The organism is Microvirga subterranea (assembly GCF_003350535.1).
In the GTDB taxonomy this organism is placed as follows: domain Bacteria; phylum Pseudomonadota; class Alphaproteobacteria; order Rhizobiales; family Beijerinckiaceae; genus Microvirga; species Microvirga subterranea.
In genome coordinates this window covers 964,091-977,984 of record NZ_QQBB01000001.1, presented here as the reverse complement: position 1 = coordinate 977,984, position 13,894 = coordinate 964,091, and the positions used below count along the sequence as shown (strand labels likewise).

Annotated in this window: 13 protein-coding genes; 3 read left to right on the top strand and 10 right to left on the bottom strand. The window is 63.1% G+C overall.

Going from position 1 to position 13,894, the window contains the following annotated elements; all coding sequences use genetic code 11:
- Positions 1 to 224: 224 nt before the first annotated feature.
- Together DES45_RS04580 and DES45_RS04575 are read left to right on the top strand one after the other, a co-directional pair.
- A complete protein-coding gene (locus DES45_RS04580) occupies positions 225 to 626 on the top strand; it encodes a helix-turn-helix domain-containing protein (protein ID WP_114768749.1) in 402 nt (133 codons plus the stop codon).
- An 81-nt stretch (positions 627 to 707) separates the two neighbouring features.
- A complete protein-coding gene (locus DES45_RS04575; RefSeq protein ID WP_114768748.1) occupies positions 708 to 1,262 on the top strand; it encodes a histidine phosphatase family protein in 555 nt (184 codons plus the stop codon).
- A gap of 34 nt (positions 1,263 to 1,296) precedes the next feature.
- On the opposite strand, the gene DES45_RS04570 is transcribed toward DES45_RS04575, so the two are convergent.
- The 3 genes from DES45_RS04570 to DES45_RS04560 form a co-directional block, all read right to left on the bottom strand.
- Positions 1,297 to 1,728: an RNA polymerase sigma factor region1.1 domain-containing protein gene (locus tag DES45_RS04570; RefSeq protein WP_170151378.1), complete on the bottom strand. Its 432-nt coding sequence runs from the start codon at positions 1,726 to 1,728 to the stop codon at positions 1,297 to 1,299.
- 128 nt (positions 1,729 to 1,856) lie between these two features.
- Positions 1,857 to 3,614: a PAS domain-containing protein gene (locus DES45_RS04565; protein ID WP_170151377.1), complete on the bottom strand. Its 1,758-nt coding sequence runs from the start codon at positions 3,612 to 3,614 to the stop codon at positions 1,857 to 1,859.
- A gap of 404 nt (positions 3,615 to 4,018) precedes the next feature.
- Entirely contained in the window at positions 4,019 to 4,390 is a 372-nt protein-coding gene (locus DES45_RS04560; protein WP_245429739.1) for a hypothetical protein, read from the bottom strand.
- 654 nt (positions 4,391 to 5,044) lie between these two features.
- Here DES45_RS04560 and DES45_RS04555 point away from each other — a divergent pair.
- Positions 5,045 to 5,281, top strand: a complete 237-nt coding sequence (locus DES45_RS04555; RefSeq protein ID WP_114768744.1) for a hypothetical protein — start codon at positions 5,045 to 5,047, stop codon at positions 5,279 to 5,281.
- 12 nt (positions 5,282 to 5,293) lie between these two features.
- Here DES45_RS04555 and DES45_RS04550 read toward each other — a convergent pair whose 3' ends face one another.
- The 7 genes from DES45_RS04550 to DES45_RS04520 form a co-directional block, all read right to left on the bottom strand.
- The gene (locus tag DES45_RS04550; RefSeq protein ID WP_114768743.1) at positions 5,294 to 6,526 is read right to left on the bottom strand and encodes a phenylacetate--CoA ligase family protein; all 1,233 of its coding nucleotides are present in this window, start codon (positions 6,524 to 6,526) and stop codon (positions 5,294 to 5,296) included.
- A 41-nt stretch (positions 6,527 to 6,567) separates the two neighbouring features.
- A complete protein-coding gene (locus DES45_RS04545) occupies positions 6,568 to 7,416 on the bottom strand; it encodes an ABC transporter ATP-binding protein (RefSeq protein ID WP_114768742.1) in 849 nt (282 codons plus the stop codon).
- A gap of 94 nt (positions 7,417 to 7,510) precedes the next feature.
- Positions 7,511 to 8,833, bottom strand: a complete 1,323-nt coding sequence (locus DES45_RS04540) for an ABC transporter substrate-binding protein (protein ID WP_114768741.1) — start codon at positions 8,831 to 8,833, stop codon at positions 7,511 to 7,513.
- 73 nt (positions 8,834 to 8,906) lie between these two features.
- Complete coding sequence (locus DES45_RS04535) at positions 8,907 to 9,992, bottom strand: branched-chain amino acid ABC transporter permease (protein ID WP_114768740.1); 1,086 nt, start codon at positions 9,990 to 9,992, stop codon at positions 8,907 to 8,909.
- A 12-nt stretch (positions 9,993 to 10,004) separates the two neighbouring features.
- Entirely contained in the window at positions 10,005 to 10,961 is a 957-nt protein-coding gene (locus DES45_RS04530) for a branched-chain amino acid ABC transporter permease (RefSeq protein ID WP_173949211.1), read from the bottom strand.
- Between the two features lie 10 nt (positions 10,962 to 10,971).
- Positions 10,972 to 11,772 (bottom strand): ABC transporter ATP-binding protein, encoded by an 801-nt coding sequence (locus DES45_RS04525; protein WP_114768739.1) that lies wholly within the window; start codon positions 11,770 to 11,772, stop codon positions 10,972 to 10,974.
- A complete protein-coding gene (locus tag DES45_RS04520; RefSeq protein ID WP_173949212.1) occupies positions 11,769 to 13,751 on the bottom strand; it encodes an AMP-dependent synthetase/ligase in 1,983 nt (660 codons plus the stop codon). Before DES45_RS04520 ends, DES45_RS04525 begins: the two co-directional genes overlap by 4 nt.
- Positions 13,752 to 13,894 lie beyond the last annotated feature (143 nt).

Below are 13,894 nucleotides of genomic sequence, written 5' to 3'. Positions count from 1 at the left end.
GCACCGTTCAGTCTTTCGAAGCGCGCGTTGGACATCGGCGGATATCAACGCCGATGTCGTTGGTCTTCATCCAAGAGATCGACGTCGTTCCAAGAGGCGCGCTAGTTCAATCGGGACCATCCGATCCGTCGCCTAGTAGAACTACGAGCTCGGGTGCTCGCTCGGTTCCGACAGTAGACAAACTCGACTCTTGATCGTACCGAATTCACGGGGAGTATGAGTAGATGGTCACAAAATCCACGGGCCCTGTCGACAAGCTCATCGGAACGCGCATTCGCTTGCAGCGCACCGCCATCGGCATGAGCCAGGAGAAGCTGGGCGATATACTCGGCATCACTTTCCAGCAGATCCAGAAGTACGAAAAGGGCACCAATCGCGTCGGTGCCGCTCGCCTTCAGGCCATTGCTGACGCCCTGAGCGTACCGGTCTCATTCTTCTTCGAGCAGCGAAGCAGCGTCGGCGATACGCCGGATGCCGCTCCGTATGGAATTCAGGATCTGCTGACCAGCAAGGAAGGTATCGAGCTTGCACGTGCCTTTCTCAAGATCGAGAATCCGGCGATGCGCCGCGCCCTCGTGGATATGGCCCGCGCTGCGGCCACGGCACCTCGCGCCGAGGAAAGTTGAGAGGTCCCGACGCCCCGCAGACACGTTCGCGGCGCGCCCTATCTTCGGTTGGTCGACGATTTGATCAGCCTTGGGACCTGCATGCGTCTTCTTCTTTTCCTGACCATGGCCATGATGACGGGGTGGGCTCAGCCGGGCATCGCATCCGATGCCGCATGGCAGGCTCTGCGAAACGGCGGCACGGTGGCGCTCCTGCGTCATGCGCGGGCGCCGGGCACCGGCGATCCGGCCGGTTTCCGATTGGACGATTGTTCGTCCCAGAGAAATCTTTCTCCGGCAGGCCGGAAGCAAGCTCAAGAACTCGGTGAGCGCTTCGAGGCGCAAGGTGTCCGAGTCGAGCGCGTGCTCGCGAGCCGCTGGTGCCGCGCCCTCGATACCGCGAGGCTGGCATTCGGTGACCGGGTCGAGCCCTACCCACCCCTTGATTCCTTCTTCTCCCAGCAGAGCAGGAACGATGCACAGACCCGTGAAGTGGGCAAACTGGTGAGTGACTGGAAGGGACCCGGCGTCCTGGCGCTGGTGACGCATCAGGTCAACATCACTGCCCTGACGACCATCTTCCCGGCCGAAGGCGAAGTGCTGGTCCTTCGCCCCTCTGCAGGCGGCTTCGAGGTGGTCGGACGGATCAACCCTTGAAATCTTGGCGTGACGTCTACCTTCCGCGCGGCTGTCAATTCCTCAGAATCAGGATGGCAAGAGCGATCAGCACAACGATCAGAATGCTCCCGATCACGGCCCAGTGAGCACGACGGCTCGGAATTGCGGCGACAGAAGGCGTCTGCGGCGCTGGCGATAGGGCAGCAGAGAGCTCCTGCATCGGGTGCGCCTTGGGAGGGTCGTCCGAGCGCTTCGGAAAGGGCAGGATCTCGGCGCTCTGGAGCGGCCTTGACGCCACTGCTCCCTGGCTTCGCGACAACAGGTCCTCATCGAGGTCGATCGGAACGCCGGCCTCCTCGAGCTGCAACACCACCAGCGCGATGTCCTCGACGCTCATGGCTCCGGTAGGCAGCGCGGCCTCAAGATCCCGATTTGTCAGGCTGCCCTTCTGGCGTCCGAGAGCGATGAGACTTTCCAGTGTGTTTTGATCGATCGCCGGCTGCATGAGGACACCATCTGCTGACCGAGTCCGGAAGAGAGACATTGCGAGAGAATGGGAACTCTGGCCTCAGGTCAACGCGGAAGAACGGGCAGTCGTTGCGTCCTTGCGGACCTGAACGTTGCCCGGACGGTTCAGCGCTCTCCTTCATTGGAGGAGGGACGCATCCCTTGTGTCAGGCCAGCCGCCATCGCGATCTGAACGAGTTCAGGGAGGCTCTGCGCGCCAAGGCGCTCCATGATGCGTGCGCGGTGAGCCTCGACCGTGCGGGGGCTGATGTCGAGGCCCCGCGCGATGGTCTTGTTCGTGCCTCCGGCGAGCAACCTCTCCAGCACCTCGCGCTCGCGAGAGGACAAGGCGGCGATCCGGGCCTTGGCGAGTTCGGCGGCCTGATCTCGTTCCGCGATGTCACGGATGCCTGCCAGCGCGGACGCAACTGCATCGAGGAGTTGCCTGGCATCATGTGGCACGTCGAGGAAGTCGACGGCTCCCGCCTTCATTGCCTGAACGCCGAACGATACATCTCCCTGGGCCTCGCCGATCACCACGACCGGCAAACCGATCCTGCGCGCCTTCAGCTCCCTGGGGAGGATCAAACCGCTCATGTTGGGGCTTTTGACGTCGAGAATGACGCAACCGGGAACGAGGACCGGAGCGACCTCAAGAAAGGCTTCCGCAGAAGAGAAAGTCTTCACCTGGTATCCTGCTCCCTGGAAGAGCAGGGAGCGGCTGCGACGCGCAACCGGATCGCCGTCGACGACGTACACCATCGACCCATTATGCCTCGTGACATCCTGAGCAATTCCGGCCACTCTCTTCACGGTGCCATGCTCGTCGAGGATCGGAAAGCCCGTGTTCTGGATCCAGCGCACGGTGCCGTCGGGGCGTATGACGCGATACTCTTTGACGATCACCTCGCCTTCCTGGCGCACCCGTGCCAGGGCGGCCACGACATCGTCGCGGTCGTTCGGGTGAACGGATTGGATCCAATGCGAGAAGTCGCGCGGCACCACATCGAGCGGCTCTCCCCAGACCTGTTGAAAGGAGGGGCTCAGGTATTCAAGCGTCATGCTTTCGACATCGAGGACCCAAAGGACCGCAGAGGAGTTTTCCGCGAACTGACGGAACCGCTCCTCGCTTTCTCGCAAAGCCTCTTCTGCATGTTTACGATCATCGATATCGGTGAAGGTGCCGAACCAGCGCACGACTTGCCCGCGGCTGTCCTGTACAGGCACCGCTCGGTCGAGGTGCCAGCGATAGACACCGTCCGCTCGGCGCAGCCGATACTCAATCTCGCAGGACTTGCCGGACCGGCGGGCTTCTCCCCAAAGCTTCAGCACCCGGGCGCGATCCTCAGGATGAATGGCACGCTCCCACCCGGCGGAATAGCCCTCCTCGTCGCGCAATCCGGTATAGGCGAACCAGCGTGAATTGAAGAAATCGACATTTCCCGCCGCATCACTCGACCACACGATCTGCGGCAGGGCCTCCGAGAGCTGACGATACCGCTCCTCACTCTCCCGAAGGACGGCCTCGGCCTTCTCCCGATCCATGGTTTCGACCGCGGTCGCGAGCAGACCGGCAATGCGCCCCGTTTCATCTCTGACTGGGCTGTAGCAAAACGTGAAGCAGGCATCGACGGTGCCGCCACGATGCGAAATGCGGATCAGCTGATCGGTGAAGGAGACGGTTTCTCCCTTCAGCACCCTGTCGACCGTGGAGTCGCTGATATGAAGCGCCTCGCGCTCCCGCTCGCGCGCCGGTCGCCCCAAGATGCGGGGGTGCTCATCGACAAGGATCGGCGCATAGGCATCGTTGTAGATCAGGACGAGGTTTGCCCCCCAGAGGATCGCCATGGGAAGGTGGGAGGCAAGGATGAGATCGACGAGCACCCGCAGCGTCGGTGTCCAGGTCGCCGGAGGACCAAGGGACATCTTCGTCCGCTCGGAGTGGTGCAACAGCATGGCGGTCTGGCTGGCGCCAACAGGCCAAGTTGCGGAGGCCGAGGGTTCGAAGGCTGTCTCCTGTCTCATTTGAGCATGCCAACCTCAAGCACAAGTCCAGCCGCTGTCATCATAAGACCAAACAGTTGCCCGCGACTTAACATCAACGTGATGCGAATGCCTTGGTTCGGCTGCGCGCGGAGAACCGCCACGCGCATCACGGATTACTACGTTGGTGAAATCGCGCGTTGGTTGCGCGGCGTTCTCGATTGCGCAGCTGAAATATTGATCCGTGCTGCGGTCGATTTGCGAGAGGAAGCTGCTCGCGTGACAGAAGCGAGGATCACGCCAAGCTATCCTCCGCGGACACTCCAGATCCCGATGATGAGGACGAGTGCGATGATTCCGATCGAGCCGACGAACACGACAGGAAACCCGTCCCACTTGTGATGGGCCGCTCCGGCCTGCCGGCTTCCTTGCGCCCAGCGACCTAAGTTCTCGGAGTAGCGGGCCAGCATGATCCGGAATGGACTGGGAGGTGTGCCAGCCGCTTCATCATCCGTCCCGAGCGGCGAGAGGCCCGGATCGAAAACGGGATTCTTGTCTCCGGTCCGGCCACTGTCGATGTCGCCCTTCAGCATCGCCGAGGTGGGCCGATCGGACGCCGGAGGCGGTTCGATCGGCTTGACGGTATGAGTGGGCGGAACGTCAGAACGGCTGGCCAAATGCGTCTCCATCACATTCTCGTGCCGGTCCCAGCTGGTACCGTGTGAGATCCCGATGCTCCCTTATGAACCGGCGTGAGCCTCTGCTGTTCCGGAGAGTCCATGCCTTTCAGGCCCTTTCGGGATCTTTCCGTCGGCCGCGAAGCTTGGAATGAACCCCGTTGTCCCGCAGGTTACATGTCGCCAAGCCCCCCTTCCGCGAACGCCGTCCTGGCTACAGAGATGGAACCTGAGCCGAGACCCTGAGCGTTCTTTCAAGGTATAAGCGCGGAGGACGTCATGACGGGCGCATTGAAGCATTTGATGGGAGCGGCCTCGCTCCTGACGGTACTGACGGGTGCGACCGTCGCCTGGGCCCAAACCGGACGGCCGTGGGTCGACCCACCGGCCGACGTCGGCGCAACAGCGAAAACGGCTCCGCAGCCTTCGGCACCATCTCCGACGCCTCCAGACCACGCCTCCCAGCCTGAACGGAAGACACCTCCCACAGGGGCACCGGAGCCTCGCACGGAGAGCGCAAGCGCTCCACAATCCACACCGGCGACGAACCAATCCGCCGCAACCGAGCGCCCCTCACCCCGAAAGACGGTGGACAGCAGCAAAACACGCCGGACTTCGGCAAGGTCCGCGGTGGCGGACAGGTCTGATGCATCCGTGAAACGGAAGGCAGTTGCCTCCAGCCGCACGAAAACGGCACCCGCCTCGCGGATCCGGGAGGCCGAACGGTTCGACCGTGACGGCGCCCGCTCCGCACGGCTTCGGGACGGGGTCAACTCAGGCCTCGAGGTCATGAGCCTGAGGACCATCGAGTTTCCCGACGGACGGCGGATGGACGTCCTCGTGCGCCCGAGCCCGAGAGCCTTGTCGCGTCTGATGGACGAAGCCTATTAGGCGAAGCTTGGCTTAGTCGTATCGCCTCTCGTCGGCCACGACCTTCCCATCGTTCGGCAGCTGTCCGGGCGACACCAGGAGCACACGCCCCTTCAGCTTCGTGACCGCGTGCAGCGAAGCGGCCACCTGATCGGCGAGCCTATCGCTTGCCGCATCAGTCTCGGCTGAAAGCGTCATGAGATCGGCCTCCCCTTCGCGGGTCACAACAAGACGCAGGCGCCCGAGTTCAGGATGGCGCCGCCCGATCTCCGCGACCTGTTCGGGGCGCACGAACATCCCTTTCACCTTAGTGGCCTGATCGGCCCGGCCCATCCAGCCCTTGATCCGCAGGTTGGTCCGACCACATGGACTGATGCCCGGCAGCGCCGCCGTCAGGTCGCCCAGGGCCAGGCGGATCCAGGGATGATGAGGATCAAGGCTCGTCACCACGATCTCGCCGACCTCACCGGGCGGAACGGGATCGCCGGTTCCGGGACGCACAATCTCGACGATGATGTCCTCATTGACCACGAGGCCGGCGCGCGCGGACGTCTCATAGGCGATGAACCCGAGATCGGCCGTGGCATAGGCCTGAAAGGCCTCGATATCGCGGCTGGCGAACTCGTCCTGAAGGGTCTTTGGAAAGGCTGCTCCGGAGACGAGCGCCCGCTTGATCGACGACACGTCCCGTCCAGTGGACGCGGCCCCATCAAGAATGATCTTGAGAAAATCCGGCGTGCCGCAATAGGCGACCGGGCGATAGGCTTCGATCAGCTCCAGTTGCTGCTCCGTGTTGCCCGGTCCTGCCGGGATGACGGCGCAGCCGAGCGCCCGTGCCCCGGCATCCATGATGAAGCCGCCGGGAGTGAGGTGATAGCTGAACGTGTTGAGGACGATGTCTTCCTTGCGAAAGCCCGCTGCGAAGAGGCCTCGGGCCGAGCGCCAAGGATCGGATGTCACGGCTTCCGGTTCGAAGATCGGCCCGGGGGAGGTGAAAAGACGTCCGAACGTCCCCGCCCCATGGGGGACGAGGCCTCCGAAGGGCAATCCGGTCTTTTGAAGGGCCGGCAATTCCGATTTGCGGAGCACGGGCAGAGCCGCGAGCGCCTCGCGGCTGGTGACGCGAGACAGATCGTACTCACGCAGCCGGTCTGCATACCCGGGCGCGATCGCGGCCCGGCTCAGGATCTCCGGCAGGCGGCGAAACAGATCGGCCTCCCGTTCGGCAGGATCACGGGTTTCGAGCGCATCATAGGCGTCGGTCAAGGCAGCTGCCTCCAAATGGATTCGCGTGGGCGAGGAATGAATCACGCAAGCCAGCGCTTGCGGCGCTTGTAGCTTTTCACGTTGCGGAACGACTTCCGGTCGCCTTCGGAAACGCCAAGGTAGAACTCCTTCACGTCCTCGTTCTCACGCAGCATCTGCGCCGGACCGTCCATGACCACGCGGCCGGTTTCCAGGATATAGCCGTAGGTGGCGTATTTCAGCGCCATATTGGTGTTCTGCTCGGCCAGCAGGAAGGACACGCCCTCGGACGCGTTCAGCTGCCGGACAATCTCGAAGATCTCCTCGACGATCTGAGGCGCCAGTCCCATGGACGGCTCGTCGAGCAGGATCATGCTGGGGCGGGACATCATGGCCCTGCCGATGGCGCACATCTGCTGCTCGCCGCCGGAGGTATATCCTGCCATGGAGCTCCGCCGCTGCTTCAGGCGGGGGAAGTACGCGTAGATCGCCTCGAGGTCGCGGCGGATGGCGGCGTTGCCGTCGCGCCTTGTGAAGGCGCCGGTGAGAAGGTTCTCCTCGATCGTCAGGTGGCCGAAGCAATGACGCCCCTCGAGCACCTGAATGCAACCCCGGCGCACCAGCTCGTTCGGGGAGAGGCGGTCGACCCGCTCACCGTTGAACTCGATCGTGCCCTTGGTGACTTCGCCGCGCTCGGCGCGCAGCAGGTTGGAAATGGCCTTGAGCGTGGTGGTCTTGCCGGCGCCGTTCGCTCCGAGCAGGGCCACGATCCCTCCACGCTGGACGGCGAGAGACACCCCTTTGAGCACGAGGATGACGTGATCGTAGATCACCTCGATGTTGTTCACCGACAGCACGATGTCCGCGGTCTCCGGCTGCTCCGAAGCGGGCATCTGAACGGCGCTGCTCATGGGCTTGTCCCTTCAATCCATCGGGCGGCGGGCAGGACGGATCCTGCCCGCACGTGCTGGTCGGAGCTCCAAACGCCGGAGCCCCGGAGCGGCATCAGCTTGCCTTGTCGCAGGCTTCCGTGCGCTTGGGCCAGCCGGCGTTCTTCTCGGCATAGTCCTTGGCGGCGGCGTCGAGCTGGCTCTTCACCCGGTCGGTCATCGGCTCGATCGGGTTGGAGATCTTCACCCACTTCGTTCCGTCCCATTCTTGCATGAAGGCCGGGCGATGGCCGTTATGGTCGGAGCACGACAGGACGAGCTGATCGGTGAAGCCTTCGAGCCCCAGCTCCTTCAGACGAGCCGGATCGAGCTTGATGTTCTCCATGCCGCGACGAACGTCCTCGCCGGTCACCGCCTTCTTGCCCGTGAGCTTCTGGGCGGTAGCGATGCCTTCCGCGATGAGGAGAGAGTTATAGACGCCACGATTGTAGAGAAGTTCGCCGACCTTGTCCTTCTGCGCCTTGGACAGGCCCTTGTCGACCACGTGCTTCTGGATGTCCTGAAGCGCGGGGAAGTTCGTGCCCACCGCATGCCAGTTCAGCATCTTGAAGCCCTTGGCGCCGGCGCCTCCGGCACGGGCGTCGTCCTCACCCGGCCACCAGACCGAATAGAACTTGTCCATGGGATAGCCGGAACGCACGGCCTCCTTCACAGCGGCGCCGTTCATCGAGCCCCAGCCCCACATGATCATGTAGTCGGGCCGGTCGCGGCGGGCGCTGAGCCATTGCGAGGACTGGTTCTGCATGTCCTGTGCAGCGACGGGATACAGCGCCACCTCGAATCCGAGCTCCTTCGAGAGTTCCTGCAACAGCGGGATCGGCTCCTTGCCGAAGCTGGCGTCGAGGTGCAGGAAGCCGATCTTCTTGCCCTTCAGCTTGTCGAGGCCACCCTCCTTCTCGCCGATGTACTTGACGATCATCGACAGACCGTCCCAGTAAGTAGCCGGCGGGTTGAAGACCCAGGGGAAGATGTCGCCGCGGGCCGAAGCCGAGAGACCATAGGCCATGGACAGGATCGGGATCTTGTCGACGGAGGCGCGTGGAATCAGCGGCAGGGTGATGCCGGTCGACCACGGGTTCACGATGACCGGGTTCTTGCCCTTCACCGATTCGTAGCACTCGACGCCCTTCTTGGTGTCGTAGCCGGTCTCGCACTCCTCAAGCACGAGCTTCACGCCGCCGATGCCGCCATCGCGCTGGTTCAGCATCTCAAGATAGTCGTGCATGCCGTCGGCGATGTGGGTGCCGGATCCGGCGAAGGGTCCCGTCCGATAGGTGAAAAGTGGAACGTAGATCGAATCCTGCGCCGCTGCGGGCAGGACGGTGCCCCCGATCATGGTGGCGACGGCTAATCCAAGGCTCAATTTGCGAAACGACATGGTTTCGTTTCCTCCCGTTGTTGTCCGGCTGAGCCGGATTGTCGAGTTCCCGTCTCCTTGCGTGGATCGGCCGTCAGTAAGGGAACGGCCAGACCAGGAGCTTCTGCTTGCCGATCTGCCAAAGCCGCGCGAGGCCGTGCGGTTCGACGATCAGGAAAAAGATGATGAGCGCGCCGACGATCATGAAGCGCAGGTGCTCGATGACGTCCGCCCCGACCGACAGTCCGAAGGGCGAGAGCATCGCCGGCAGGACGATGCCGAGCACGATCGGCAGGATGAAGATGAGGGCTGCGCCGAAGAACGAGCCGATCAGGCTGCCCAACCCGCCGATGATCACCATGAAGAGGATGAAGAACGACTGGTTGATGTTGAACACGTCGTATTCAGCGCCGCCGTACCAGAGGAAGACCAGAAGCGCGCCCGCAACGCCGCAGTAATAGGACGAGACCGCGAAGGCGAGGAGCTTCGTCTGCAGCGGACGGATGCCCATCAGCTCGGCGGCCAGATCCATGTCCCGGATGGCGATCCAGGCCCGGCCGATACGGCCGTGGACGAGATTTGAGGCGACCCAGGTCAGGAGGATCACGATGGTCAGGACCACGAGGTAGCGGGTCTGCGGGGTGGCGGTCGCGCCGAGGACCGGAATTCCGAAGAGGGTCCGCAGCGGCGCGTCGAGGGCGCCCGAGACGTTGTAGTTCACGAGCCACGGAATGCGGATGAAGCACCATTGCAGGAAGAACTGCGCCGCAAGCGTCGCGACGGCGAGGTAAAACCCCTTGATCCGCAGGGACGGCAATCCGAACAGCGCCCCGATGGCGGCCGAGAAGAACCCCGACACGAAAATCCAGACGATGACGTTCACATCGGGGAACGCCGTCATCAGCTTGTAGCAGGCATAGGCTCCCACTCCCATGAAGGCGCCGGTGCCGAGTGAGAGCAGACCCGCATAGCCCGTCAGAATGTTGAGCCCGATCGCCGCCAGCGAAAAGACCAGGAACGGGATCATCACCGCCTGGAGCAGGAAGGCGTTGCCGAGGAAGGCCAGGGAATAGGCTGCCAGGATGATGACGGCGATGCCGATCCTGTCCTCGCGCAGGGGAAAGATCGCCATGTCGGCGGGATAGGTGGACTTGAACTGGCCGGCCTCGCGATAGAACAAGCGGGATCTCCCTCAAATCCGTTCGATGATCTTTTCGCCGAACAGCCCTTGCGGCCGGTACAGCAGGAACAGGAGCGCAATGACGTAGGCGAGCCAGGTCTCGATGCCGCCGCCGACGAGCGGACCCCAGTAGAACTCGCCGAGCTTCTCCCCCACCCCGATGATGAGGCCGCCGATGATGGCGCCGGGAATGGAAGTGAACCCTCCCAGGATGAGAACCGGAAGCGCTTTCAGGGCGATGATCTGGAGAGAGAAGGACACGCCGGAGCGCGCGCCCCACATGATGCCGGCGACGAGCGCCACGATGCCCGCCGCGAACCAGACAATGACCCAGATCTGGTTGAGGGAGATGCCTACCGAGAGCGCCGCTTTGTGACTGTCGGCGACGGCCCGGAGCGCCCGGCCGATGCGCGTCTTCGAGAAGAAGACCGCAAGGAGGCCGATCATGATCGACGCGATGACGGCGGCCGCGATGTCGAGATGCTGGAAACGGACGAGGCCGCCGAACATCTCCAGCTCCGTCGTGCCCTGGGGCAGGAACAGAGGCCCCGTGATCATCTCCTTGGGATTGCCGCCGAAGATCAGCTCGCCGAGGCCAATCAGGAAGTAGGTCAGGCCGAACGTCGCCATGAAGAGGATGATGTCCGGCTGGTTGACCAGGGGGCGCAGCACCACCCGCTCGACGGCCACCGCCAGGAGCAGCATCGCGCCGATTGCCAGGATCAAGGCAAGGAAGGCCGGCACGCCCTTCTCGTAGAGACCCACCAGGATCAGGGCCGAGAACACCACCATGATGCCTTGAGCGAAGTTGAAGACCCCTGAGGCCTTGAAGATGAGGACGAAGCCTAAGGCGATCAGGGCGTAGAGCACGCCGGAGACGAGCCCCTCCCACAGGGTCTGGAGCAAAAGGTCGGGCGCCTCGCCCATGAAGACGAACGGTTCGATGAAGACCTTGTAAAGAATGTCCATCGATCCCTCTTTAATGCGCCACGCCGAGATAGGCGTCGATCACCCGCTGGTCGCTCTTGACCACGTCCGGAGTGCCGTCGGCGATCTTGCGGCCGTATTCCAGAACCACGACCCGATCCGACAAATCCATCACCACGCCCATGTCGTGCTCGATCAGCGCGATCGTGGTGCCGAACTGCTGGTTCACCTCGAGGATGAAGCGGGACATGTCCTCCTTCTCCTCCAGGTTCATCCCGGCCATGGGCTCGTCGAGGAGCAGAAGGTCCGGTTCCATGGCCAGCGCCCGCCCGAGCTCGACCCGCTTCTGCAGGCCGTAGGGAAGTCGCCCGACCGGAATCTTGCGGATGTGCTGGATCTCGAGGAAATCGATGATCTCCTCGACGACCCGGCGATGCTCGACCTCCTCCTTCATGGCCGGCCCATGGCGGAAGAGCTGCCAGAAGAAGTTCGATTTCATCTTGAGCGAGCGTCCCGCCATGATGTTGTCGAGGGTCGACATGCTCTTGAAGAGGGCGACGTTCTGGAACGTGCGGGCAATCCCGCCCCGGGCGGCCTCATAGGGCCGCATCTTGGGCCGCTTCACGCCCTTGAAGGTGATGCGGCCTTCGGTCGGGTAGTAGAATCCGTTTATGCAGTTGAGCATCGAGGTCTTGCCGGCCCCGTTCGGGCCGATGATCGCACGGATCTCGCCGCGGCGAATGTCGAAGGAGACGTCGGACAGCGCCTTCACGCCGCCGAACCCGAGTGACACGTTGTCGACCGCGAGCAGAACGTCTCCCTTGGCGGCGACGGGATTGTCCGGCGCCCTCATTCCGCGGCCTCCGGCAGGGGAGCGGCCTGCTTCACAGGATAGAGCTTCATGTCCCTCACCTTCACGCGCGCCGCGATGACGCCCTTGCGACCGTCCTCGAACGTCACTTCCGTCGAGATGTCCGCCTCCGTCGAGCCGTTGTAGAGTGCCTGGATCAGCGGGTCGTAGCGCTCCGCGATGAAGCCGCGGCGCACCTTCTGGGTACGCGTCAGCTCGCCGTCATCTGCGTCGAGTTCCTTGTGCAGGATCAGGAAGCGCTTAATCTGGGCGCCGCCCATGCGCGGCTCGGACGCGAGGGAGCGATTGACCTCGTCCACATGCTTCTCGATCATCTCGTAGACGAGAGGGTGCCCCGCCAACTCCTGGTAGGACGCATAGGTCACGCCGTTGCGCTCCGCCCAATTGCTGACGGCCACGAGATCGATGTTGATGAAGCAGCCGACGAAGTCGCGCCCGTCGCCGAAGCACACGGCTTCCTTGATGTTCGGGTAGAATTTCAGCTTGTTCTCGATGTATTTCGGCGGGAAGAGCGAGCCGTCCCGCATCTTGCCCACATCCTTGGCGCGGTCGATGATCTTGAGGTGTCCGGTCTCGTCGAAGAAGCCCGCATCGCCTGAGCGGACGAAGCCGTCCGGCGTCTTCGTTTCGGCCGTCTTGTCCTCATCCTTGTAGTAGCCGACGAACACGCCGGGCGAGCGATAGAGTACCTCACCGTTCTCGTCGATGCGAATCTCCACCCGCGGGGCCGGCCGGCCGACCGTATCGGCGCGGATCTCTCCGTTGGGCTGCATGGTGATGTAGACCGATGCCTCGGTCTGGCCGTAGAGTTGCTTCAGGTTCACGCCGATCGAGCGGTAGAACCGGAAGATCTCCGGCCCGATCGCCTCGCCGGCCGTGTAGCCCACTTTCACGCGCGTCATGCCGAAGCGGTTGCGCAGCGGGGCGTAAACCAGGACGTTTCCCACGTGCCAGAGGAGCCGGTCCCAGGCGCCCACGCCGGCCTGCCGGTTCAGGATCCTCTCGCCGACCTTGTTGGCATGGTCGATGAAGAACTTGAACATGCGCCGTTTCAGGGCTCCCGCATCTTCCATCCGGACCATGGTCAAGGTCAGCATGCTCTCGAAGATCCGGGGAGGGGCAAACACGTAAGTCGCGCCGATCTCGCGCCTGTCCTCGGCAATGGTCTCGGGATTCTCGGGGCAGTTGACGCAAAGCCCTGCCAGGATCGCCTGCGCATAGGAGAAGATGTGGTCGCCGACCCAGGCGATCGGAAGGTAGGCGATGATCTCGTCGGTCTCGTCGAGTTTGTCGAAGTCGCAGCCGATCTCGGCAGCCGCGATGACGCTTTCGAAGGTCAGCATCACTCCCTTCGGGCGACCGGTCGTGCCCGAGGTGTAGAGAATGATCGCAAGGTCGGCTCCATTGCCCGCCTGCTTCTCGGCCTCAAGCTTCTCCCGCTCCGCGCCGTCGGCGAGTCGAGCCCGCCCTTCCTCTACGACCGATCGAATGGAATGCAGCCGGCTGTGGTCGTAATCTCTCAGACCCCGGTCCTCGTCATACAGGATCCGTCCGAGCTGCGGCATGCGCTCGGCCACGGAGAGCAGCTTGTCGACCTGCTCCTGATCCTGCACGGCCGCATGCGTCACCTCCGCATGGGCCAGCACATAAGCCATCTCGTCCGCCACCGAATCCGCATAGACCGGCACCGGAATAGCGCCGATCCACTGCGCGGCGATCATGGTCCAGTAAAGATGAGGACGGTTGTGGCCGATGATGGCGATCTTTCCGCCACGCTTGAGGCCCAGGGACTGCAATCCGGAGGCATAGGCCCGGACAACCTCGTGCACTTCGGCCCAGGTCCATGACTGCCAGACCCCGAAATCCTTGTGGCGGAATGCAGTCCGGTTCGGGCGCACGAGCGCATTGCGCGCGAGCAGCTTCGGGAACGTATCGTCGCGCGAGCTTGCAGCCGTCGTCACCGACGTCACCTCCTCGAGCCTCGCATGCCTCGGCAGCCTGCGACGCGCCTGTGTTTCCTCTGGCACGCAGTTGATCTGCGCAACCGGCCGGTTTTCCGGTCCGGCGGCTCATTCCTGAGCTTCGTTGCGCGCATTCTGTATCG

Coding starts and splice junctions, on each gene's coding strand:
- DES45_RS04580 (WP_114768749.1), top strand. CDS start 225: ATGGTCACAAAATCCACGGGCCCTGTCGACAAGCTCATCGGAACGCGC.
- DES45_RS04575 (WP_114768748.1), top strand. CDS start 708: ATGCGTCTTCTTCTTTTCCTGACCATGGCCATGATGACGGGGTGGGCT.
- DES45_RS04570 (WP_170151378.1), bottom strand. CDS start 1,728: ATGCAGCCGGCGATCGATCAAAACACACTGGAAAGTCTCATCGCTCTC.
- DES45_RS04545 (WP_114768742.1), bottom strand. CDS start 7,416: ATGAGCAGCGCCGTTCAGATGCCCGCTTCGGAGCAGCCGGAGACCGCG.
- DES45_RS04540 (WP_114768741.1), bottom strand. CDS start 8,833: ATGTCGTTTCGCAAATTGAGCCTTGGATTAGCCGTCGCCACCATGATC.
- DES45_RS04530 (WP_173949211.1), bottom strand. CDS start 10,961: ATGGACATTCTTTACAAGGTCTTCATCGAACCGTTCGTCTTCATGGGC.
- DES45_RS04525 (WP_114768739.1), bottom strand. CDS start 11,772: ATGAGGGCGCCGGACAATCCCGTCGCCGCCAAGGGAGACGTTCTGCTC.